The following is a 22,877-nucleotide window of genomic DNA, read 5'->3' on the forward strand; positions in this document are numbered from 1 at the left end:
AGGCGTGTTGCAACCACAACATTCATGGCTTGTATGCCTCCCCCACCTGCTTGCGGGTACGCGCCGGCGTCGTACCCGTCCAGCGCCGGTAGGCACGACTGAAAGCACTGTGTTCGGAAAACCCCAACAACAGGGCAATACTCCCCAAGGTCAGCGACCGGTCTGCCAGGTAATGGCGCGCCAACTGCTCGCGAGTACGATCCAGCAACTCTCGCCAGGTTAATTGCCTCTGCGTAAGGCGCCGCTGCAGCGTCCGCACAGACATATGCAGCTCAGCGGCCAGCCGCGGCAAGGTCACTGCCGCTTCCGGCATTAACCTCACCATGGCGTGTTGCAGTGCCCGATCAAAACTATCGGACCCCGGCAACGCCGACAGCATGGCCTGGGCTTGCCGGTCCAGCAGGCTACGCATGCTCGGGTCGCTGTGCGGCAAGGCAATGGCGAGAAAATGCACAGGAAAGGCCACGCAAGTATGTGCCTGTTCAAAAACCACTTCACAACCAAAGAAAGCCTCATACGCTGCCCGAACCGGCGCCGCGGGGGCGGCAAAGGCGAACGCTACCTGGGCCGGCACCGGGGGGGCGTCCACTTGCCGGCGTAGAAAGCTGATCAACGCCGCTATGGCGACGCTATCCGCCAGCTCCCCAGTGGTATTTTCGCCGGGCCAACGCACCAATATCTGATCGCCTTCCCCCACCACCTCCACCATGTCCTGGCCATAGAACAGGGTTTCATAGCGCTGGTAGGCGAGCATGGCCTCGCCCAAGGTCCGGCAGGTGAGAATCAGATATCCCAACATACCCACATGACGGGGCTGTATTAGGGCGCCAATTTCCAGCCCTGGCGCCAGCCGCTCCGGGCGCAACGCCACCGCCTGCTGCAATAAATCCCGCCATAACGGCAGCGGCACCAAATCCGCAGGGGATCGGCTGTCCAGCACGGCTCGCAATGTCGGAGCCGGCAGGTTTTCTCGATCAAGCCAGTCCGTGAGCAGTTGCACCCAAGCACCAGTAACGCGCATGGCGGTGGCCATGGGATCTCCTTATCGACAACGTTGCCCTATTGGCGCCAATTGTCAAAAATAAGGCACAGATCGTCAATACAGGAAGTCGTACTTGTCGCACACTGCCAGCTCTACCACGCTCCTCACCAATCTCGAGGCTCCCATGGCACTAATGGACTGGTTCAACAATGTCTGGCAAAACAGCGGCCTGGCACCACTCTGGAATGCGCTGCCCAACTGGCTAGCTCTGGATGCACGGCAACTGATTTTCGTGGTGGCAACGCCACTCTTTATCGGCCTGTTTCTGTGGGAGTACCGCAAGATTCGCCACAACAATCGGTTGGTGGATGGTCGTGAATCGTGGCTGAATTTCATGTTGGGAGCAGGCTATCAAACCACCGAACTGCTGTTCGCCGGGCTGGTTGCGTTTCCGGTGTATGCCTTTGCCTACCAACACCGTCTACTGGACGTGGAGTTGACCCTATTCACGGCCATTGGCCTGTGGTTGCTGGTGGACTTCTGTTACTACGGCTTCCATCGCACCTCTCACCGGGTGCGCTGGTTCTGGGCCGCCCATGTGACCCACCACTCTTCCGAGCGAATGAACTTCTCCACCGCCATGCGTCAAAACGCTACCAACATTTTTAATGGTGGCTGGCTGTTCTACGTGCCGCTGGCGTTCCTGGGCTTCAACCCGGTGTGGATCGGGGTGTGCTATGCGCTATCGCTGGTGTACCAATACCTTATTCACACCACTCTGGTGGGCAAGCTGCACCCGGCCATCGAATTCATTTTCAATACCCCCAGCCACCACCGTGTCCACCATGGCCGCAACCCGGAATACATCGACCAAAACTATGCCGGTGTCTTTATTATTTGGGACCGTCTGTTCGGCACCTTCGTGGAAGAAAAAAACGACCAGCCAGTGGAGTACGGCATCACCCGCCCGGTGTATAGCAACAGTCTGGTGGTGAACTGGTGCCACGAATACGTGGACATGTTCCGGGCCATGGGCCAGAAAGGCCCGCTAACGCAGCGCCTGAAACATCTATGGAAACCGCCGGAATGGGAACGGGAGCAGTAGCGCTAAAATTAAAAGACCTTTGCATCACCCGCAAAGAAACCTTCAGCAATAATCACCGCCGCCATAGAATCTACCCGGCTATCTGCTTTCTTAATACCGGTACGTTCGCGGGCTTCGCGGGTGCTCAGTCGCTCATCGATCAACCACACTTTTTTGCCGAAGCGTCCGTGCAAACGATTGGCAAATTTTCGCGCGCGGACAGTAGATTCACTGTCGCTGCCATCCATATTGAGCGGCAAACCAACCACCAATGCTTCCGGCTCCCACTCTTTTAGCAGCGCGGCAATGTCATCCCAGTTGGGCTGGGTGTTTTTGCAAGGCAAGGCTTTCAGAGGAGTGGCGGTACCCAGCAGCTCGTTACCGCTGGCCACTCCGATTTTTTGTGTACCGTAATCAAAGGCTAAAATCATAATGAGACGGCATACTCCACGCTAGACACCCAAGGCTGGCACCGGGTGTTGCATAGAACCTTCGGCATGTCAGCGTGAGTCAACAATGCCCCGCCTGCGTAGCGATCAGGCTCATATCAACACCAATGCGAGCAGCGGCAGCGTGCCAAGTTTGTTCAAAAGGTGTCTCAAGCACCAATTCGCGGCTGGCGGGAGTGCTGAGCCAGGCATTATCGACTAGCTCCTGTTCCAACTGACCGGCATCCCACCCAGCATAACCAAGACAAATGAGCGATTGTTCAGGGCCTTCACCAATAGCGATGGCTTCCAGGATATCGCGGCTAGTGGTGAGAATCAGTCCATCGCTGAGAGGAATGCTGGCGTGCCAGCGGGTAGCCGCGCTATGCAGTACAAAGCCGGCCTCCTGCTGTACTGGCCCACCGGCCACCACCCGATGTCGTTCCGACGGCGGCACTTCGATCTCGATATCCATGTCGCTGAGAATATCGCCCAGGCTGATTTGCACCGGACGATTAAGCGTCAGCCCCATGGCCCCTTCACTACTATGTTCAACGATATAGGTAACGGAATGTTCAAAATCCGGATCGGCCATTTGTGGCATGGCCACCAACAACTGGTATTTCAAAGGTGAGTTTTCCATGGACACAGTATCCGGGGCAGAAGAGTGGGCTGCAAGCGACAAGCCTATCGCCAATTCGATGCTATTGCCGAAACGTACCAGCAGCGCCACGGCCCTAGGTTGATTTTACTTCAGTGGCCAGCGAAACAACATGCACCCATGCCTAGCTCTACCCTATCTTTGTGTTGAAGCCACTACTTAGACGACACCCTGCGATTACTATCGAATTTCCAGGTACGGATAATTTCCAGCACATCCATCTTCCGGCTCATTTCAGTCGTGAATGTATCGAACGGTGCAGCCAATCGCACGCTCTGAATCGCCGCTTGATCAAGGAATTTATGGCCTGAGGATTTAAGCAGTCGCACTTCTTTTAGGGTGCCATCTTTCTGGATCGCCACCATCAGGCGCGCCGCTCCGTATGTGTTGCTGCTCAGTGCCCGGGCAGGAAAGTTACGGGTCCCCATCGTTTCCACTTTGCGACGAAAGCCATCGATGTAGACCGCTTCAAAGTGAGCCTTGGTAGAAACTGATGTCAGGCGACGTACCCGGGGACGTTTGGCGTAAGCCTGTTTCTGTTCATCCAGCCGTGCCTGCAAGCTGGCAATCTGCTGGCTCAGATCCTGCAGGTTTTCCTGTTTAGCCACTTTCAAAGGTTTAGGATCAGTCTTTTTTTTCTGGTCCGCACTAACCTTATCTTCACTGTCCTGGGCCGTGGTAATCACCAGCTCCTGGCTGACCCGATCCCTGCGTTCCTGGGTAGTCTTTTCCTTGAGCTGCACCTTTTCCAGCTGACTGTCAGCAAAATCAGCCTGCTCGGTAGTGGTAAGCTCCCGCTTGTCAGCCTGATCCCCGGAACCGTGCTGGTTACTCTGTGCAATGAAATCTGCTTCCTCTGGCTCACTATCGCTATGATGTTGAGCTAGGGTTACTTCCAAAGTATGGGGAGCCGCACGCTGCAGTTCCGGGGCAAAGCTCACCCCGAAGATCAAAATGCCATGAAATGCCAACGCAAGAAAAGCCGTGAAGGTGAGGCGATCAGAAGCGGTAGCAGATGCAGGGTTTGATTCCATATTATTGTTTTCACTACAACTCTTAGACGACTTTAGTTAACCATTGGATTCCAATCATGGCGGGCAACACCCGCCACACTAGGGTAGCAGCCAGTGTGTCCCGCCCCTGCGGTCGGATCTATGATGTCGACCGCAACTCGAGCAGAGCGTCAAATAACTGCCCGGCAATGTTGATATCAAAAATCGCATCCAACTCTCGGACACAAGTAGGGCTAGTCACATTGATTTCTGTGAGGTAGTCACCAATTACGTCGAGCCCCACAAAATAAAGTCCTTTGCGCTTCAGCGTCGGCCCCACCTGTTCACAAATCCAGCGATCCCTGTCACTCAACTCCCGGCCCTGCCCAGTCCCCCCCGCCGCCAGATTGCCTCGTAACTCGCCTTCTTTGGGAATCCGCGCCAACGCATAGGGCACCGGCTCTCCGTTGATCATCAGAATGCGCTTGTCCCCTTCAGTAATTTCCGGCACAAAGCGTTGCGCCATGATCGGCGTCTTACCGTGCTGGGTCAGTACCTCGATCACCACCGAAATGTTCGGGCTATCTTTGCGTACTCGGAAAATATTGCTACCGCCCATACCGTCCAGCGGCTTCATCACCGTATCACCAAACTCCTGTACAAAATCTCGCAGCAGGGTGGACTGACTCGATACCAGTGTCGGCGCACAACACTGCGGGAAATCAGTAGCGAACAGTTTTTCATTACTATCACGCACGCTGCCCGGACGATTCACCACCATCACCCCTTCCTGCTCTGCCTTTTCGAGCAGGTAGGTCGCATAGATGTATTCCGCATTAAACGGCGGATCCTGACGCATCAGAATAATATCCAAATCCGCTAGGTCGTGATTCACAGTATCGGCCAGGCGGTACCAATCGTCGTTATTGTCGGTGACAGACAGTGTCCGAGTGATGGCAAAGGTGCGACCATCACGTATGTACAGGTCCCCCGGCTCCATATAAAGCAGAGACCAGCCGCGCCGCTGTGCCTCCAGCAGCATGGCAAAGGTGGTATCTTTCCAGGGTTTGATTTTGGCGATAGGGTCCATCACCACACCAACACGCAGGCTCATGGGGTCTCCGTTCTATAAGGCGCAGGCAACTCAATCGCTGCCGGCGGGGGAATTGGTACGATCTGTGCTATGAACCAAGCAATGTTAGCAGCGCACAGAGCGGTTCGCTATTGGCGCCGACGCTTATTAAGTAAGGCCGTTAGCGGGACATTTTCTCAAGTTTCATAAGGCCTTATAGATTGAATATAGAATCTATGTTAAAAACTTCGCATGGGCTAACGACGCTACAAGTCCCGCTCAGAGAGTCATTAGAAAGGCTAAAAATTACAATAAGTTGCGGCCAATTACGGTCCACGGTTGAAGGCAGTTTCCATGACTGACAATTTCCAAGACCTCAAGGTAATGGTAATCGACGATTCCAAGACGATTCGTCGTACCGCCGAGACTTTGTTAAAGAAAGCAGGCTGTGAAGTAATCACCGCCACCGATGGCTTCGATGCCTTGGCCAAAATCGCCGACAGCAAGCCCCATATCATTTTCGTCGATATCATGATGCCGCGTCTCGATGGTTATCAGACCTGCGCGCTGATCAAAAATAATAGCGCCTTCAAGGCAACCCCGGTGATCATGCTGTCGTCCAAAGATGGCCTGTTTGACAAGGCCAAGGGACGCATCGTTGGTTCCGATGAGTACCTGACCAAGCCGTTTTCCAAAGACGAGCTTTTGGGTGCCATTCGTCAGCATATCAATGGTTAAGCGGTTAAGCCGCTAAACCTGAAGAGGAAAAGATGGCACGTATTCTGATTGTGGATGACTCGCCCACTGAAACTTACAAGTTGCGCGAGATTCTAGAAAGACATGGCCACGAGGTGATCGAGGCCGCCAACGGCGCTGATGGCGTTGCCACCGCGCGCTCCGAACTCCCCGAGCTGGTCTTGATGGATGTGGTAATGCCTGGCCTTAACGGTTTCCAAGCCACCCGACAACTCACTAAAGGCGCCGATACTGCCCATATCCCCATTGTTATCGTCACCACCAAAGATCAGGAAACGGACCGTGTCTGGGGGAAACGCCAAGGCGCTCGGGATTACCTGACCAAGCCGGTGGACGAAGACGTGCTCCTACAAACGGTCAACCGCATGCTGGACGACGCCTGAAGGAGCTCCTCATGAGCAACAATGCCTCCTCCGCATACATCAAACTGGCTGAATACAACCAGCGCTGTCGGGAGCAGGCCAAAGATCTGCCCATGCAGCAGGACGCGGTTAGCTACTGGAGTGGTGTGGGCTTTGTGCTTGATGGCAAGAAATTCGTGGCGCCACTGGATGAGGTTTCCGAAATCCTTTCCGTGCCAGCTTACACCCGGGTTCCCGGCGCACGAAGCTGGATGAAAGGAGTCGCTAACGTTCGAGGCCGCCTGATGACCGTGATGGACCTCTGCGGCTTTCTGGAAAAAAGTTCACCGGTTCAAGAACGGCGCCGTCGCTTGCTGGTGCTGGACCAGAACGACCTCTACACCGGCATGGCCGTGGATGAGGTATTGGGGATGCAGCACTTCCCCATTGATGAATTTGTGGAATCACTCCCGGTCAGCGATCCCGCCGTCACGAATTTCGTGCGCGGGGCCTACCGGCGGGAAGGGGAGTATTGGTCCGTGTTCAGCCTGACTCGGCTGGCAGAGGATCCACGTTTTATGCAGGTAGCCCATACTGGCTAATCGTATAAAGCAACTCGGGGATTATAAGAAGAGTGTACGCCAGGCCAGGAGCCAGATTATGAAGTTCAATTCAGGAGCATTGTTCGAAAAACTGCGGGGGGGCGCAGGCGAGGGCAACACGCTGAATATTGCCCTTTATGTAGGCCTAGCCATCTTTATCGTACTAGCACTGGCTAACTTTCTGCTGTCCGCCACTACGGCAAACCAGGCCCAGGAAAACATCACCCGCGCTTCCGAGATGCGGGTGATCTCCCAGCAAATTGCCAAAAACGCCCTGGAAGCGGCCGCCGGCAACGCCGACGCCTTTGAATTGCTGGATAAATCGCAGAAGAGCTTCCAGTCAGCCTGGAACGCCGTAAAAGACGAACAGGTTAGCGACCCTGAAGCCATGGCCCGTCTGCAAACCCTATGGGATGAAGTGAACGCCAACGCCGACGTGATTCTGAAAGGGGAGGACACAGTACTGGACCTGCACGAAGTGGCAGATACGCTGGCCCAGACCATCCCTTCCCTACAGGCCGAATACGAAGGCGTGGTGGAAATTCTAGTGACCACCGATGCCGCCCCAGAACAAATTGCTTTTGCACAGCGCCAGTCCTGGCTGGCTGAACGCATCGTTAGGTCCATCGCCAAAGTGCTAGAAGGCGGCGACGGCGCGGTAATCGCTGCAGATTCCTTCGGCCGTGATGCCAGCCTGTTTGGTCGTATCATGAACGGCATGATTGAGGGTGACGCAGCCATGGGCATTGTCCAGGTAAACGACCCCGATGCCCTGGATTATCTGGCTGAAATTGCTGATCTGTTCGATGAATTCGTTAACCAGTCCGTGGATGAAATTCTAGAAACGGCCCCCGAATTGTTCCAGGTACGTAACGCAGCTGACACCATCTTCCGCCGTTCTCAGGACCTGTTGGAAGAATCCACCAACCTGAACAACCAGTTTGAAAACACCACTAGCGGGCTGTTTCCATCCGTATGGCTAGGTGGCGTGTCCGCGGGTCTCGCGGTGCTGTTCTTCTTTATCATCATGGCCCAGCGGAACCGCCAAGCGGCAAAGCTGAAAGACGAACTGGAAAGTGAAAACCAGCGCAACCAAGCGGCAATTCTACGTCTGCTCGACGAACTGGGCGACCTAGCAGACGGTGACCTAACCGTACAGGCCACTGTCACCGAGGATTTTACCGGTGCCATTGCTGACTCCATCAACTATTCCATTGACCAACTGCGTAATCTGGTACAAACGATCAACAACTCGGCGGTACAAGTCGCTTCCGCAGCCCAAGAAACGCAGTCCACGGCGATGCACCTGGCCGAAGCCTCCGAGCACCAGGCCCAGGAAATTGCCGGCGCCTCCGCTGCGGTGAACGAAATGGCAGTGTCCATTGACCAGGTATCCGCCAACGCCGCCGAATCAGCCGCGGTAGCAGAGCGGGCAGTAGCCATCGCCAACAAGGGCGCCGAAGTCGTACAGGCCACCATCCACGGCATGGACACCATTCGCGAACAGATCCAGGAAACCTCCAAACGGATCAAGCGTTTGGGTGAGTCCTCCCAGGAAATTGGTGACATCGTATCCCTGATTAACGACATTGCCGACCAGACCAACATTCTCGCCTTGAACGCCGCCATTCAGGCATCCATGGCCGGCGAAGCCGGCCGAGGCTTTGCGGTCGTTGCGGATGAGGTACAGCGCCTCGCAGAACGCTCCGCCGCCGCCACCAAACAAATTGAAACCTTGGTAAAAACTATTCAGACCGATACCAACGAAGCCGTTATTTCCATGGAAGCCACCACTGCCGAGGTCGTAAAAGGCGCGCGCTTGGCACAGGATGCGGGCGTGGCACTGGAAGAAATTGAAAGCGTATCCAAAACCTTGGCAGACCTGATCCAGAACATTTCCAACGCGGCGCGCCAGCAAGCGGCCTCCGCGGGACATATCTCCAACACCATGAACGTGATTCAGGAAATCACCTCACAGACCTCTGCCGGTACTACTGCCACGGCTCGCTCCATTGGTAACTTGGCTGAAATGGCCCAAGACATGCGTAATTCCGTTGCCGGCTTCCGCCTACCGGAGCACTCCTGATCCGGCTTAAGCCGGGCTCAGGAGCAATGCCATGGGTGCTGCAATGACAGATCGCTGGTCGATCAAACGCATGCCCACTATGAATGCGGAGCAATTCCAGCTGTGGCAAACGCTGCTGGAAGACCGCACCGGCATGACGCTGTCTAACGAACGCAAGACCTTCCTCGAAACCAGCTTAAACATGCGCATGCGCGAGCTGGGCATTGAAGACTACGAGACTTATTACGAACACTTAGTTATGGGTTCGACCCAGTCACGGGTCATGGAGTGGTCGGTACTGGTGGACCGCTTAACCGTCCAGGAAACCAGCTTCTTTCGGCATCCAGGCTCTTACGCACTGGTGGAAGAATTTAGCCAACGCTTCATGGCCGAGCAACCGGGTGGGGCCAGCCTAGACGTGTGGAGCGTGGGCTGCTCCACCGGCGAGGAGGCTTACTCCCTCGCCATTATAATTAACGAACAATTTTCCACTAGCGAACAAAAACTGTTTTACGGTATCACCGCCACGGATATCAGCCTGCCCACCTTAGCAAAAGCCCGCAAAGGCGAATATGCAGCGCGCCGAGTGCTGCAGGTTGACCCGTTGATACGGCAGAAATATTTCACGCCTAGCAACAACGGGCAAACAGTAGAAATCACCCGCGACCTGCGCGAACGCATTTGTTTTGCTCGACTGAACGTGCTGGATCTTAGCACTGCGCCAATGAACAACATGGACCTAATTTTTTGTCAGAACATGCTGATTTATTTTCGCCGTTGGCGTAAGCGCCAGATCCTGAACCGACTGGCAGAACGGCTCGCACCGGGAGGCATTCTGATACTTGGCCCCGGTGAAGTTACCGACTGGCAACACCCGGACCTGGAGCGGGTCCATTTTGCCGATACACTGGCATTTCGGCGCTGTAAATAACAAACACAGAAAGAAATAAAACAACACGCGGCACGCATAAAAGAAAAAAACTTGGGGTAGCACTAAGCAGCAATCATCAACACGAGGATGCTGCATGTTGCGCATTAAAAAAGCCGTCCCACCCAAAAGGCGGGTTTATATATGACAGGAGACGTCATGAGTGACCGTCACGATTATCTGGCTCTGGACTGGGTTCGCGGGGAAATCCAGGAAACCCTGAACCAAGCGCAGCAGACATTGGAATCTTTCGAGAACAATCCGAACGACACCACTCGTATGCGCTTCTGTCAGACCCACCTGCATCAGGTGTACGGCACCTTGCAGATGGTTGAGTTCTACGGTGCGGCACTGTTCGCCGAGGAAATGGAGAAACTAGCCCAAGCCCTGCTCAACGGCAACGTGAGCAATGTGGCTGACAGTCAGGAAACCCTGATGCGGGCGATCCTGCAGCTGCCTCCGTACCTGGACCGAGTCGCCAGCAACCGCCGTGACCTGCCGGTGGTCCTGCTGCCGCTGCTCAATGATCTGCGCGCAGCGCGCGGTGAATCGCTATTGTCGGAAACCGCCCTATTCAAGCCGGACCTCAGCGAAGCAACCGGCCAAGGCCAGATTCGTGACGACAAGCTCAACGATCCCCACTTTACCCAGCTGGCGAAAAAGATCCGCCAGATGTTCCAAACCGCCCTGCTAGGCATTCTGCGTAACGATAATATAGGCAAGAACCTGGGCTACATGGCCAAGGTTTTCACCAAGCTGGAGCAAGTCACCGGCGACGCGCCTCGTGCACCGCTATGGTCGATTAGTAATGCACTGGTAGAAGGCCTTTCAGAAGACGCCATTATCCTTGGCTCTTCGGTGAAACTCATGCTCGGCCACGTCGACCGCAATCTACGGGAGCTGGCTGTGGACGGCGCCGCCAGCCTCAACCGCCCCGCCCCCACCGATCTGATCAAGAACCTTCTTTACTACGTGGCCAAAGCCGACGTGGACAGCCCCCGCATCCGTGATGTCCAGGCCCGTTTTCGGCTGGACGAGGCACTGCCCTCCGATGACCTAGTCAACACAGAGCGCCAGCGGATGACCGGCCCGGACGCCCAGGCCATGAGCTCCGTGGTGCAGGCGCTTTCCGAAGAACTCACTACCGTCAAAGACACCCTAGAGCGTTTTGTTCACAGCGGCGACACCGACACCAGCAAGCTGCAGCCCCTTACCCTTACCCTGAAACAGGTGGCCGACACCGTGGCCGTACTGGGCCTTGGCCAACCTCGCGCGCTGGTGGAAGAACAACTGCACGCTATGGAAGGTATCGTGGCCGGCAAAGCACCTGCCGAACGTGAAACCCTGATGGATATCGCCGGCGCGCTGCTCTATGTAGAAGCGACCTTGGCGGGTATCGGCGGCGACCGCCGTAACGCCAGCCACAGTCGCCAAGGCGACGATATGCCTAGCCATGTAGGCCAAGCGATGGATGCTGTACTTCGCGAATGCCGCGCTGGACTGGAAGAAGCCAAAGACGGCATCGTGGAATTCATCGCCTCACAATGGAACCCCGAGCCTCTGCAAGAGGTACCAGCACGCCTGAATGCCGTGCGCGGCGGTCTGGAGGTGATTCAGCTGGGCAAACCCGCGCTGATTTTGCAGCAGTGCGTGCAATTCATCGAAGAAAAGCTTCTCGCCGTAGATCAGCCCAAGCCTGACTGGCGCAGCATGGACACCCTAGCTGACGCCATTACCTCAGTAGAATATTACCTAGAGCGTCTGAGTGACGACCCGGAAACCACCGATGATATCCTCCAGCTGGCCCGTTCCAGTGTGGAAATTCTGGGCTATCCACTGCTAGAAGAACAAAACTTTGTCGATAGTGATGTTAAATCCATTGAACTAGCCACTTCGGACATGGGTAGCAGCGCCCTGGAACATGATATGGACGCCTGGTCCGGTTTTACTGATAAAGCCGAACCGCAAGATAACAATAGCAGCAACGATGAGGCGCGGATCAATTCCCCCCTGGAAATCACCGTACCGGCTGAACCAGAAGAGGAACCGCAAACACCGGCTACAGCGGCTACCGAAACTCAGGCGCAAGACGATGATCTGATTGATGACGAAATCATTGAGATCTTTCAGGAAGAAGTAGGCGAGGTGCTGGACGCACTAGACCAGTACTTCCCTCGCTGGGTCGCCAACACCAGCGATGACGAATCCTTGGTAGAATTCCGCCGCGCCTTCCACACGCTGAAAGGATCTGGCCGCATGGTCGGCGCCAGCACCGTGGGCGAACTGGGCTGGTCCGTGGAAAATATGCTCAACCGGGTTATCGACCGAACCATTGAGCCCAGCGCCGTGCTGATTGCCCTGGTGCAGGAAGTCCGTAACCGAGTACCTGCATTGGTCGATGCTTTTACGCTGCGCCAAACCGACCCATTCGACGTACAGCCTTTAATCGACGCCGCCGACACCCTAGCCAATGGTGGCCAGATCGGGCAGGTCCCCACCTTGGGCGGTGCGGCTAGCAACACCACCCACAGTAATGACAACGCAGGAATTCTCGACGACATCGTCATGGACACCGCCGCCGATGCCACTCTTGACAGCCCTGCGGACGCTGAATACATCACTCTAGACAACGCCAGCGAAAACGAGAACCTAGAACTAACCGAACCAGCACTAACCGACAGCGCTAATTGCGAGCCTGCCGACAATGACCTGTCCACTGAGGACCTGGCCGCCTTTGAAGCTGCTGCCAGCGAAGACGCCCTCAATCCTTGGGAGACAGAGAGCAGCAGGGATGATGTATACCTGCTTCCAGCGGACAACGATCCCACTGGAATCGACGAAGGCATCAGCCTGGATTTACCAGAACAGGAACCCGCTGACGACGCTGATAGCGATACCAGCAATGCATCCATAGAAAGCCTATCCGACATCCCGGACATGAGCTGCGCCCCCTTTGAAGAGGACAGCAACGAAAGTGGCCCAGACCCCATGTTGCTGGAAATCTTTTCCAGCGAAGCCCGTCGCAGCCTGGCACTAATTGCTCAATGGCTGGCCAACAACGACACCGACCTGTCCGAGCACCCGGTGGATGACGGTGTCCACCGTGCCCTACATACTCTTATGGGCAGCGCGCGGATGGCCGAAATCGAAGCAGTAGCCGAAGTAGCCGAGCCAGCAGAAAAACTGACACGGGATCTGATTAGCAGCAACCGCCGGGCCAACCAGCAGCAGATAACTCTACTGGCTAAAACCCATGACTTGATTCTCGCCAGCCTGGATAAAATCACCTCGCGCCCCCCAGGTCATCTACCTGGCGCCGACGAATTGGTCCACTCCCTGAATCAGCAACGCGATCAACTGCAAGATAGCAGCAGCAACGATCCAGACCCGCACATTCTTTCTATTTTCCTGTCCGAAGGCATGGATCTGATCGTAGATTCGGAGCCACTACTAAGCCAGTGGGCACAGCACCCCGAGCACACCGATGAACTGTTGCACCTGAGCGATGCATTGGAACGGCTTGCCAACAGCGCTGCCACCGCCGACCTCAACGAAATCCACGATCTGGCCGCAGCGCTGACGGGCTGTTACAGCGCGGTGCAGAGCGCTCATCTGGCTTACAGCGAGCGTCTATTCACCTTAGCCAGTGAAGGCCAAGAAGCGCTGATGAATATGATGGACTGCCTAGCCGCCGGCCAGACCGTCCGCGCGAAACAAGAATTAGTAGAGGCCCTGCGTAAGCTGACGGGAGGCGACGACCCTAACGGCGGCCTGGCCGACAGCAGCAGCGACATTACACTGGGCAGCACAGTTGTAGTGACCGAACGGGCTGAACACACCACGGATAGTCACCGCTACGAAGCCCACATGGACCCGGAGCTAATGGCGCTGTTCCTGGAAGAGGCCGAGGAAATCCTCGAGTCCGCCAGCCACAGCCTCGACCAGTGGGAGGCCGGCGACAACAGCAACGTCAGCAGCCTGCAGCGTGACCTGCACACCCTGAAAGGCGGCGCGCGCATGGCCGGTGTCGCTCCGGTGGGAGACCTGGCCCACGAACTGGAAAACCTTTACGAAAGCTATAACGCGGGGCAACTGGAATCCCACGCGGCGCTGTTCCACCTACTGCACCAATGCCACGACAGCCTGGCAATGATGATCGAAAATCTGCAGGCCAACACTCCCCCTGCCGATGCCCCGGCACTCATGGCTGCCATTCAGGCGTTCATCCGTGGCGATGCCCCCAAGCCTGACACTCCCTCAGGCCGCGACGAGGGTGGCACTCAACCCGCCGATCATGCTGAACATAGCGAGCAAAAAAACAGCTTGGCCACCCCACAACCCAACACCACTGGCGCCCCCATTACGATTGAGGACGCACCCGCGTCCATTGATGTGCCCCCTCAACCGAAGCGCGACCCAGAGTTGGTGGAAATTTTTCTGGAAGAAGCGGATGAAATTCTTGAGTCTGCCGGCAACAGTCTGGAATTGTGGATCAGTCAACAGGACAACCTGATTGAACTGCAATCCCTACAACGGGATCTGCACACCCTCAAAGGGGGGGCTCGCATGGCCGAAGTCCCGGAGCTGGGAGACCTAGGCCATGAACTGGAAACCCTGTACGAAGGACTGGCCCAAAGCCAACTGGCTATCGAACCCAGCTTATTTGATTTGCTTCACCGCTGTCATGACCAACTGGCTGAGATGGTGGAGGCACTGAGAACCAACCAACCGCTGCCAAATGGCGGGGTACTGATCGCCGCTATCCACGACTATATGGCTAACCCCGTAACCTTTGCCTTGCCCGCATTATCAGCCATACAAACGGTACACCCCAGCCCCCCCTCTGCCGACGTGGTTGAGCAAAACCCTCCCGCGACCAGCCATGAATCCGCATCATCAACCCCGGCGGCTGATGATGCATGGCAAGCGGACAGCGACCCTGAGATTCTGAATATTTTCCTGGAGGAGTCCGAAGAACTATCGGAAATCATTGATGCCTGCCTAACCTCCTGGAGGGATAATCCGCAAAGCACAGACTTCACCGACGACTTAAAACGGGCGCTACATACCCTTAAAGGCGGTGCACGGCTGGCCGGGCTCAAGCAACTGGGTGATATCAGCCACAATTTTGAAAACTATTTACTGGCGCTGGAGCGTCGTCGTCAAACCCCGGCACCAAGCGATTTCCAGCCCATGCTCCGCTGGCATGATCAAATCAACCGGGGCATGGAGTCCGTCGCGGCGGCGGCACGAGCCAATACGCCCGCCGCCCAGGGGGCAAACACCACCGATCAGCTTAATACCTTACTAACCGCCCCTCCTCAGCCGGCCCCCCAGCAACCGCAAAAAGACGCCCGCCGTCAGCGACAGGCTCAAGCGCAACCACAGGAAATGGTTCGAGTCGGCGCCGATGTTCTTGAAGCATTGGTAAACCTAGCCGGGGAAACCTCTATCAACCGTGGCCGGGTCGAGCAGGGCATCACTGAGTTTGCCTTCAACGTAGAAGAGATGGGCAACACCGTACAGCGCCTCTACGAACAATTACGCCGATTGGACTCGGAAACAGAAGCGCACATCATGTCCAACTATCAGAAGGGCGTGGATCTCGGCGAACACGACGAGGACTTCGATCCGCTGGAAATGGACCAGTACTCCGAACTGCACCAGATTGCCAAGCAGCTCTCCGAGTCCGCCTCTGACTTGCTAGACCTGAAGAACACCCTGCTGGACCGTAATAAAGACACGGAAACCTTGCTACTACAGCAAGCGCGCATTAATACCGAGCTGCAGGAAAAGCTGATGCGCACCCGCATGGTGCCATTCAGCCGTTTGGTGCCACGGCTGCGCCGTATTGTTCGCCAAATCTCCGGTGAAGTGGATAAGCGGGTAGACTTCGATGTGATCAATCCGGAAGGGGAACTGGATCGCTCCCTGATGGAGCGCGTGGTCGCCCCACTAGAGCATATGCTCCGTAATGCCGTGGATCATGGCATCGAAACCGGTGATGCTCGCAATGCCGCAGGCAAGAACCCTACTGGACATATAAACCTCGAACTGGGCCGCGAAGGAGGAGAGGTTGTCATCACCCTCTCCGATGATGGCAAGGGTATCGACACCGATGCGGTGCGCGAGAAAGCAATAGAACAAGGCCTAATCGCCGAAGACGCCCAACTCTGCGAACAGGAAATCCAACAATTCATCTTCCACGCCGGTTTCTCTACTGCCGCCGCAGTAACTCAGATCTCAGGCCGCGGAGTAGGCATGGACGTGGTGGCCAGCGAAATCAAGCAAATGGGGGGTTCAGTCGCCATCGACTCCCATAAAGGGCAAGGTACACGCTTCATCATTCGGCTGCCGTTCACCTTGGCCATGAACCGCGCCTTGATGGTAAAAGCCGCCGACGATTCCTACGCAATCCCGTTGAATCAGATCGAAGGCATCGTGCGAATCAGCCCCTTCGAATTACAGCACTACTTCGAAGAAGAGAATCCGGTCTATACCTATGTGGGCCAAGATTACCAGTTACAGTATCTGGGGCACTTTGTTCACGGCAACCGTGTACCGCATTTGGAGAATCAAACCACCCCCATGCCGGTACTGCTAATTCGCAGTACCGAACATACCGTGGCTATTGTGGTAGATGAACTAGTTGGTTCCCGGGAAGTGGTGGTCAAAGCCGTAGGCCCGCAGCTAGCGACCATAGCCGGCATCAGCGGCGCCACCATCCTCGGGGATGGTTCCGTAGTCATCATTCTTGATATCCATTCCCTGATTCGTGCCGCTCATGTGCAAACCACTGCCCTTATCTCGGATGAGGCGGTTCCGGCCCTGCCTCAAGAACCCGAAGAAGAAGCCCTACCCCAACGCGAAACTCCGCTGGTCATGGTCACTGATGACTCGGTTACCGTGCGCAAAGTGACCACCCGCCTGCTGGAACGTAATGGCTACGAAGTGGTCACCGCCAAGGACGGCATGGATGCCATTGCCAAGCTGGAAGATATTCGTCCGGATGTAATGCTGCTGGATATCGAAATGCCCCGCATGGACGGTTTCGAAGTGGCCAGCCATGTGCGGCACGACAGCCGCTTACAAAATGTGCCAATCATCATGATCACCTCCCGTACCGGCGAGAAGCACCGCGAACGGGCCTTCGATATTGGCGTGAACTGCTACATCGGCAAACCGTTCCAAGAGAACGAACTGCTTTCCACCATTCGCGAGCTGCTTGGTGAACTGCAGGAAGTGGATAACGGATGACCGCGCCCGGGCGTGTTGGCGTTATTGCCGACAGCACATTGCAAGGGCACCTGCTCTCCAGCGCAGTGAAAAGCCAGGGTTATCAGGTCGTAGTCAGCACCGAACCCGAAACCTTGGAGGATCGCTGGCTGGAAACTGACGCGCTGGATCTGCTGGTTGTTGATCTGTCCAGTGAAGATCGCTGGCAGCAGTTTCTTGATGACCTGCTGGAGCGAGCTGAAGTGCCGATCCTGTTTTGTGACGGCCAGGCACCGGCTCGCACCGACGTCCTCTATCCCAAATGGGAACGGCGCCTAGTCACCAAACTGGTGAGTTTTATCGGCAAACCGGCAGCAGAAGAGCGGCTTGAGGTAATTCCCGCGCGCCCGCCCCAAGTACGCATTCCCCAGCCTCGGGAGTTTCATGCCATTCGCCCCGGCGACCGGCCCCGGCAAGTGTGGGTACTGGGCGCCAGCTTGGGCGGACCGGCCGCGGTGAAACGGTTTCTTGACTGCCTGCCGGCCAATCTGCCAGTGGCCTTTGTTCTGGCACAACACATTGACGGGCGCTTTCTAGATACCCTGTGCGGGGTGCTGGGCCGAGACAACTCGATTCACTGCAAGATCGGGGTTGATGGTGAAGCCCTGCGCCACGGAGAGCTGGCCATTGTGCCGGTGAAATATGCGGTACGCTTTCGTCACGACGGCCGTATCCAGTCAACCGGTGCACCCTGGGAAGGCCCCTATGCGCCGTCCATCGACCAGGTGATCCAGTATGGGGGCGAAGGCTTTGCTCGCGCATGCGGGGCCATTCTATTTTCCGGAATGGGCAACGACGGTGCTATCGCCGCCCCGCGTCTGGCAGCCACTGGCTGCCCGGTATGGGCACAAAGCGCAGAAACCTGCGCGGTCAGCAGCCAACCGGATTCGGTACGCGAAACCGGCTGCGTGAGCTTTAGCGGCTCACCAGAACAACTTGCACTACAACTGGTGGAACGAGTAAGAAGGGAACTGACACAAAACCCATTCCCAAAGCATCCAGAGTATTAACAACCGTAACGGCTCGTGCTCGGCCCCGCAGCCCGCGACGAGAGACACGATGACAAAAGAAGGAACAGCACTATGGCGCAGTTGCCCTCCGATATTTCCAGTCTGCTGATCCCTATGCAGGGGCGCCCTTGGCTGGTGCCCAATATTGTGGTGGCTGAGGTGATTCCACTGCGCCAACCAGATCGCCCTGGCCATGGACCGGAGTGGCTGCTGGGTTGGCTAAGTTGGCGCGACCAGCAAATCCCGCTGCTGTCATTCGAAAAGCTCAACGAGTCAGGCCAGGTCACCATTGGTCAGGATGCTCGTATAGCAGTGCTGAATACGGTGACTAGCCAAGTACCCTTTTATGCCGTGATAGTGCAAGGGATTCCTCGTCTACTGAAAGTGAGCAAAGATGACCCGGTGGAAGAACCGATGGATACCGGACCTGCTGAAACCATGTACATTCAGGCCGGTGGCGACCTAGCGGTGATTCCTGATCTAGACGCCATTGAAGGCGCCGTGGCGGGGCTGCAGAAACCGGCATGATTGATCGTGACAGACTAGCCATCCTGGCGGCGGAAGAGTCCACCAGCCCCCGCAGCGGGAAACCGTTTCGCAACCGCTTTGCCACCCCACACCACGGCCTCGGTGCTTTTTTGCGCTGGCAATGGGACTCCCGAGGGCGCTTCCCGGCGCACCAGTCCTTCCCATTACACAGACCCGACCCGGAGCAATTGCACAAGCCAGGCCATCGGCCTCAGATCACCTGGATCGGTCACGCTACTTACCTGTTTCAGCACCATGGCTGGAACCTGCTCACCGACCCGGTATTCTCCAACCGCTGCTCATCCTTTAGCTTTGCGGGGCCGAAACGGGCGGTACCGCCGGCACTGACCGTGGATCAGCTGCCCGACATCAATGCGGTATTGATATCGCACAACCACTATGACCACCTAGATAAAGCCTCAGTAAAACAATTACAGAAACGTTTCGGCCGCGATATTCTTTGGTTCGTGCCCGAAGGTATTGCTCCCTGGCTGCGCAAACTGGGGGTAGAAAGAATCATCGAGCTAGGCTGGTGGCAAAATGACTATCACGGCCAGGTCGAGGCTTTCTGCCTGCCCGCCCAGCACTTCAGCGGGCGCGGCCCTAACGACCATAACCAAACACTGTGGTGCAGCTGGCGCCTAAATTTCCCGGATTTCAGCCTCTATTTTGCGGGCGACACCGGTTATGCACCATTATTTAACGAAATTGCTCAGGTATTCGGACCGGTAGATCTGGCATTATTGCCCATTGGAGCCTATGAGCCGCGCTGGTTTATGTCCCCTGTGCACATTAATCCCGCGGAGGCGGTAAAAATTCATCAAGATATCCAGGCTCGTCAGTCTCTCGCCATGCATTGGGGCACCTTCGTGCTGACGGATGAACCCATGGATGCACCGCCGAAAGCCTTGGCCAAAGCACTCTCAGAGCAACACATCGAATACGTACATTTTCAGGTTCCGCAACACGGCGAAACCCTGACCATTGAACTAACACATGAATAAACAATATCAAGGCCGCCGCCTATGGCTGGTGGTTCGTCTACTGGCTTGGTTACCATTACCCTTGGCCACCGCTTTCGGCGCCTTTGTAGCCACCCTGATTACCCTGGCGCCGCTACGCTACGCCAGCGCCTATCGAGTGGTGCTAATTAACTTGCTTGCGACCCACCCAAGCATGTCCTTGGCCGAAGCCAAACGCATCGGTCGCCGTAGCATGGCGGAACTGGGGCGCACCCTCACCGAATTCAGCCATGTCTGGCACCGCCCGGTCCAAGAGACCCTTGCCCGAGTTACCCAGATCCACGGCGAACAAGCCTTTCTCGATGCTTGCGCTAGCGAGCGCCCCGTACTCATGTTGTCCTTGCACCAGGGGAGCTGGGAAATCAGCAATCTGTATTTAGGCGATAAGGGAAACCGCGAAAAGACCTTAATCATGTACCAACCCCACCCGGCCACCTTAATGGATGCCATGGTCAAAGCGGCCCGGGAGCGCACCGGCTCCGTCCTCATTCCCACCAATAGTCAGGGGGTCAAAAAAGCGCTGGCGGCCATGAAAGCTGGCGGCACCTTAGGCATTCTCTCCGACCATAACCCGGGAAACCGCAGCAATCCGGTGGTTCCTTTTTTTGGCTATGAGGTGCCCACCCCTGCCCTGATCGATAAACTGGTACAACGCTATCGGCCCCATGTATTTATCGTTTCGTGCATCCGTGGCGAGGGTGGGGTGAAAGATATCCAGCTCCATTTCGAGGAGGCCCCGGAAATCGAACAGGCTAGCGATACCATGGAAATCCTCACCACCATGAACGCTGGCCTGCAGCGTTGTATTGACCGCAATCCGGGCCAATACCAATGGACATACAAGCGCTTCAAATGGGGCCCACGCGGTCGGCGCAATTGGTACAGACACTCCCTGCAATTGCTTCACCGCATCCGACAAGGGGAGGACCGCAAGTCTCTCGGCTTGCACCCTGACACTGACAAAGATCAGTAAAACAGTCTTAAGCATTGGTTAACCTTCTACTAGTAAACTTCGGTTAACAAAAAGGGGGGCACTATGGCAACTAAACCGACGAACTGGCACCCATTACATAAAGGGCTTCACTGGCTAGTGGTTTTGCTACTGGTGACGGTCTGGGGTGCCGTAGAGCTTCATGAGTTCTACGAGAAAAGTGACCCCATGCGCGAATGGTGGAAAATGCTACACTTTTCCTTAGGGCTAACCGCCCTAGTCGTTATACTCATTCGGCTTTATGGCCGCGCCCTTTACCCTAGGCCGACGCCGATTGGTGCTGTTTGGCAGCGTCAATTATCCAGCCTTGTGCATGGGCTGCTATACATAGTCATCTTGGCCATGCCCCTCAGCGGCTTTGCCATGCGTCAGCTTGCTGGCAAGAGCATCGAAATTTTTGGCGCTCTCACTGTACCTCAACTGGTAACGGTGAATATGGATCTAGCCAAGCAAATCGCGTTCATTCACAAAGACGTGCTGTGGACCATTCTGCTAACGCTAGTTGTCATTCATATCGCAGGGGCACTGTGGCACCATTTCATCAACAGAGATACGACCCTACAGCGCATGCTCCCAGGCAAACACAATGACACGCTGTAATAGACTTCATTTCCCTCTATCCGTGCAGTGTAGGAGACAACGTGCAGTCGAGTGGAAAAGGGCTCGCCTGCTAACGGTCTCCTACCAACGCTAACGCTCCCCATCTAAACAAACAGCACCGGCCACCCTCGCCTCCCGAATCCTTCTGCACAGACTGTAGACCCGCCCCTCACTGGTCGGAAAACTATTGTGCAAGCAAGAGGGCAGATTGCCTGTACCCCGCTGTGGCGGCACAATGCCTGTGCACTGGGCCGTCCAACGGCTCCTCACATTTTTTCCCCCAAGAGAAGCTTGCATGACTATCCAAAATGACAAGGTCGCCACCTTGCACTACCGCCTCTTCAACGCCGACGATGGTAGCGAAATTGAAAATTCCCGAGACAACGGCGAGCCTATGGCCTACCTGCATGGTTACAACAATATCATCAAGGGCTTGGAATCAGCGCTGGAAGGAAGAGCGACCGGCGACAACGTGGATGTGACCATCAGCCCTGAAGACGGCTATGGTGAGTACGACAACACGCTGTTCCAACGCATCTCCCGCAAGTACCTGAAACACGCTGGTAAGCTTGAGCCAGGCAAAGTCGTCACCGTCTCCACCGACGAAGGCCCACGTATGCTCACCATCCTGAAGGTGGGCCTAAAAACTGTCGACGTGGACGCCAATCACCCCTTGGCGGGTAAGGCTCTGCGTTTCGTTGTCGACATCACAGATATTCGTGATGCCACCGACGAGGAAATAGCCCATAAGCATGCCCATGGCGCTGGTGGGCACCAGCACTAAAATTGGCGTCAAGCCACTGAGCTACAACGCGGGGTAAGCTTTCCAGGTTGATCCACTTGCGCCCGCGCTTTTACCGTGAACCGCACAAAACCATAGATTTAGGGCCGCGTTCTAGCTCGTAGCTTGTCGCTATATCATTTTCAGTCTTTTCCTACCGACGTACCTGCCATCAACATGCTATCTTTGTGCATCAGAATAATACAAAGGGGCACAGGCATGGATCTTCCGGAGTACAGTTACTGGATCATCGCAGGACTCGCGTTGGTGATTGCCGAATTTGCCATTTCCGGTCTGGTTGTGATTTTCTTCGGCATTGCCGCTTTGTTGGTGGGCAGCCTTAAATTTATTGGCCTGCTCGACGACACCACCTGGGAGCTCACCGTTTTCGCGATCACCAGCCTGTTATCACTGGTCTTTGTGCGACGCGTTCTTAACGACAAACTGATGGGCCGCGAACAGCAACGAGAAGGCGAAGAAGACAGCGCTGGCTTGATCGGCCACAGAGCCACCGTGGCTGAAGCCTTTGCCAAAGGCACGGGTACCGTAAACTATCGCGGTGCCCGCTGGCAGGCACAATGCAGCCACCCCCTTAATCCAGGGGATATAGTGCGCATCACCCAACACGAAGGGCTTTGGCTCACCGTGGAACCTTGGCCCGTGATATCCCCACAAGACACTCAAAAAAACTGACTCCGTGACAGTCGAACATCCCACTTTTCGTTTTTATCGCTACTTTGACTTTCGACACAATAAGGA

19 protein-coding genes are annotated in these 22,877 nt (G+C 55.8%); 14 read left to right on the forward strand and 5 right to left on the reverse strand.

The window, feature by feature from the left end; all coding sequences use genetic code 11:
* Positions 1-22: 22 nt before the first annotated feature.
* Positions 23-1,033 carry an AraC family transcriptional regulator gene (locus Y017_RS13855; protein ID WP_035461562.1) on the reverse strand — a complete coding sequence of 337 codons (1,011 nt, stop codon included), beginning with the start codon at positions 1,031-1,033 and terminating at the stop codon, positions 23-25.
* Positions 1,034-1,166: 133 nt separating this feature from the next.
* Between Y017_RS13855 and Y017_RS13860 the strand changes: the two genes are divergently transcribed.
* Entirely contained in the window at positions 1,167-2,087 is a 921-nt protein-coding gene (locus tag Y017_RS13860) for a sterol desaturase family protein (RefSeq protein WP_035461564.1), read from the forward strand.
* A gap of 8 nt (positions 2,088-2,095) precedes the next feature.
* Here Y017_RS13860 and ruvX read toward each other — a convergent pair whose 3' ends face one another.
* The 4 genes from ruvX to gshB all read right to left on the reverse strand — a co-directional run bounded on the left by ruvX (position 2,096) and on the right by gshB (position 5,261).
* Positions 2,096-2,497 (reverse strand): Holliday junction resolvase RuvX, encoded by a 402-nt coding sequence (gene ruvX, locus Y017_RS13865; RefSeq protein ID WP_011587411.1) that lies wholly within the window; start codon positions 2,495-2,497, stop codon positions 2,096-2,098.
* 79 nt (positions 2,498-2,576) lie between these two features.
* Positions 2,577-3,137: a YqgE/AlgH family protein gene (locus tag Y017_RS13870; protein ID WP_035461621.1), complete on the reverse strand. Its 561-nt coding sequence runs from the start codon at positions 3,135-3,137 to the stop codon at positions 2,577-2,579.
* A 173-nt stretch (positions 3,138-3,310) separates the two neighbouring features.
* Positions 3,311-4,189 carry a TonB family protein gene (locus Y017_RS13875; RefSeq protein ID WP_011587409.1) on the reverse strand — a complete coding sequence of 293 codons (879 nt, stop codon included), beginning with the start codon at positions 4,187-4,189 and terminating at the stop codon, positions 3,311-3,313.
* Positions 4,190-4,307: 118 nt separating this feature from the next.
* A complete protein-coding gene (gene gshB, locus Y017_RS13880; protein ID WP_011587408.1) occupies positions 4,308-5,261 on the reverse strand; it encodes a glutathione synthase in 954 nt (317 codons plus the stop codon).
* A gap of 312 nt (positions 5,262-5,573) precedes the next feature.
* Between gshB and pilG the strand changes: the two genes are divergently transcribed.
* The 13 genes from pilG to Y017_RS13945 all read left to right on the forward strand — a co-directional run bounded on the left by pilG (position 5,574) and on the right by Y017_RS13945 (position 22,811).
* On the forward strand, positions 5,574-5,957 hold the full coding sequence (gene pilG, locus Y017_RS13885; protein ID WP_011587407.1) for a twitching motility response regulator PilG: 384 nt from the start codon (positions 5,574-5,576) through the stop codon (positions 5,955-5,957).
* 32 nt (positions 5,958-5,989) lie between these two features.
* Positions 5,990-6,358, forward strand: a complete 369-nt coding sequence (pilH, locus tag Y017_RS13890; RefSeq protein ID WP_011587406.1) for a twitching motility response regulator PilH — start codon at positions 5,990-5,992, stop codon at positions 6,356-6,358.
* An 11-nt stretch (positions 6,359-6,369) separates the two neighbouring features.
* Positions 6,370-6,918 (forward strand): chemotaxis protein CheW, encoded by a 549-nt coding sequence (locus Y017_RS13895; protein WP_035461566.1) that lies wholly within the window; start codon positions 6,370-6,372, stop codon positions 6,916-6,918.
* Positions 6,919-6,976: 58 nt separating this feature from the next.
* The gene (locus tag Y017_RS13900; RefSeq protein WP_035461568.1) at positions 6,977-9,004 is read left to right on the forward strand and encodes a methyl-accepting chemotaxis protein; all 2,028 of its coding nucleotides are present in this window, start codon (positions 6,977-6,979) and stop codon (positions 9,002-9,004) included.
* Positions 9,005-9,035: 31 nt separating this feature from the next.
* Positions 9,036-9,914 carry a protein-glutamate O-methyltransferase CheR gene (locus tag Y017_RS13905; protein WP_035461570.1) on the forward strand — a complete coding sequence of 293 codons (879 nt, stop codon included), beginning with the start codon at positions 9,036-9,038 and terminating at the stop codon, positions 9,912-9,914.
* Between the two features lie 156 nt (positions 9,915-10,070).
* On the forward strand, positions 10,071-17,168 hold the full coding sequence (locus Y017_RS13910; protein ID WP_035461572.1) for an Hpt domain-containing protein: 7,098 nt from the start codon (positions 10,071-10,073) through the stop codon (positions 17,166-17,168).
* Positions 17,165-18,196, forward strand: a complete 1,032-nt coding sequence (locus tag Y017_RS13915; protein ID WP_035461574.1) for a chemotaxis protein CheB — start codon at positions 17,165-17,167, stop codon at positions 18,194-18,196. The genes Y017_RS13910 and Y017_RS13915 overlap by 4 nt, the downstream gene beginning before the upstream one ends.
* A 72-nt stretch (positions 18,197-18,268) precedes the next feature.
* Positions 18,269-18,724 carry a chemotaxis protein CheW gene (locus Y017_RS13920; RefSeq protein ID WP_035461577.1) on the forward strand — a complete coding sequence of 152 codons (456 nt, stop codon included), beginning with the start codon at positions 18,269-18,271 and terminating at the stop codon, positions 18,722-18,724.
* Positions 18,721-19,728 (forward strand): MBL fold metallo-hydrolase, encoded by a 1,008-nt coding sequence (locus Y017_RS13925; protein WP_035461578.1) that lies wholly within the window; start codon positions 18,721-18,723, stop codon positions 19,726-19,728. Before Y017_RS13920 ends, Y017_RS13925 begins: the two co-directional genes overlap by 4 nt.
* Complete coding sequence (locus Y017_RS13930; protein ID WP_011587398.1) at positions 19,721-20,719, forward strand: lysophospholipid acyltransferase family protein; 999 nt, start codon at positions 19,721-19,723, stop codon at positions 20,717-20,719. Before Y017_RS13925 ends, Y017_RS13930 begins: the two co-directional genes overlap by 8 nt.
* 63 nt (positions 20,720-20,782) lie before the next feature.
* Entirely contained in the window at positions 20,783-21,337 is a 555-nt protein-coding gene (locus tag Y017_RS13935) for a cytochrome b (protein ID WP_035461579.1), read from the forward strand.
* A 295-nt stretch (positions 21,338-21,632) separates the two neighbouring features.
* Positions 21,633-22,121 (forward strand): peptidylprolyl isomerase, encoded by a 489-nt coding sequence (locus tag Y017_RS13940; protein ID WP_035461581.1) that lies wholly within the window; start codon positions 21,633-21,635, stop codon positions 22,119-22,121.
* 216 nt (positions 22,122-22,337) lie between these two features.
* On the forward strand, positions 22,338-22,811 hold the full coding sequence (locus Y017_RS13945) for an NfeD family protein (protein WP_011587395.1): 474 nt from the start codon (positions 22,338-22,340) through the stop codon (positions 22,809-22,811).
* Positions 22,812-22,877 lie beyond the last annotated feature (66 nt).

This window comes from Alcanivorax sp. 97CO-5, from assembly GCF_000524665.1.
Classification (GTDB): Bacteria; Pseudomonadota; Gammaproteobacteria; order Pseudomonadales; family Alcanivoracaceae; genus Alcanivorax; species Alcanivorax borkumensis.

Bases quoted from the DNA above. Each gene is read 5' to 3' on its own strand.
- Y017_RS13945 (WP_011587395.1), top strand. From the start codon at position 22,338: ATGGATCTTCCGGAGTACAGTTACTGGATCATCGCAGGACTCGCGTTG.
- pilH (WP_011587406.1), top strand. From the start codon at position 5,990: ATGGCACGTATTCTGATTGTGGATGACTCGCCCACTGAAACTTACAAG.
- gshB (WP_011587408.1), bottom strand. From the start codon at position 5,261: ATGAGCCTGCGTGTTGGTGTGGTGATGGACCCTATCGCCAAAATCAAA.
- Y017_RS13895 (WP_035461566.1), top strand. From the start codon at position 6,370: ATGAGCAACAATGCCTCCTCCGCATACATCAAACTGGCTGAATACAAC.
- Y017_RS13860 (WP_035461564.1), top strand. From the start codon at position 1,167: ATGGCACTAATGGACTGGTTCAACAATGTCTGGCAAAACAGCGGCCTG.
- Y017_RS13915 (WP_035461574.1), top strand. From the start codon at position 17,165: ATGACCGCGCCCGGGCGTGTTGGCGTTATTGCCGACAGCACATTGCAA.
- Y017_RS13875 (WP_011587409.1), bottom strand. From the start codon at position 4,189: ATGGAATCAAACCCTGCATCTGCTACCGCTTCTGATCGCCTCACCTTC.
- Y017_RS13905 (WP_035461570.1), top strand. From the start codon at position 9,036: ATGGGTGCTGCAATGACAGATCGCTGGTCGATCAAACGCATGCCCACT.
- Y017_RS13940 (WP_035461581.1), top strand. From the start codon at position 21,633: ATGACTATCCAAAATGACAAGGTCGCCACCTTGCACTACCGCCTCTTC.
- Y017_RS13870 (WP_035461621.1), bottom strand. From the start codon at position 3,137: ATGGAAAACTCACCTTTGAAATACCAGTTGTTGGTGGCCATGCCACAA.
- Y017_RS13935 (WP_035461579.1), top strand. From the start codon at position 20,783: ATGGCAACTAAACCGACGAACTGGCACCCATTACATAAAGGGCTTCAC.
- Y017_RS13925 (WP_035461578.1), top strand. From the start codon at position 18,721: ATGATTGATCGTGACAGACTAGCCATCCTGGCGGCGGAAGAGTCCACC.
- ruvX (WP_011587411.1), bottom strand. From the start codon at position 2,497: ATGATTTTAGCCTTTGATTACGGTACACAAAAAATCGGAGTGGCCAGC.
- Y017_RS13855 (WP_035461562.1), bottom strand. From the start codon at position 1,033: ATGGCCACCGCCATGCGCGTTACTGGTGCTTGGGTGCAACTGCTCACG.
- Y017_RS13920 (WP_035461577.1), top strand. From the start codon at position 18,269: ATGGCGCAGTTGCCCTCCGATATTTCCAGTCTGCTGATCCCTATGCAG.
- Y017_RS13930 (WP_011587398.1), top strand. From the start codon at position 19,721: ATGAATAAACAATATCAAGGCCGCCGCCTATGGCTGGTGGTTCGTCTA.
- Y017_RS13910 (WP_035461572.1), top strand. From the start codon at position 10,071: ATGAGTGACCGTCACGATTATCTGGCTCTGGACTGGGTTCGCGGGGAA.
- pilG (WP_011587407.1), top strand. From the start codon at position 5,574: ATGACTGACAATTTCCAAGACCTCAAGGTAATGGTAATCGACGATTCC.
- Y017_RS13900 (WP_035461568.1), top strand. From the start codon at position 6,977: ATGAAGTTCAATTCAGGAGCATTGTTCGAAAAACTGCGGGGGGGCGCA.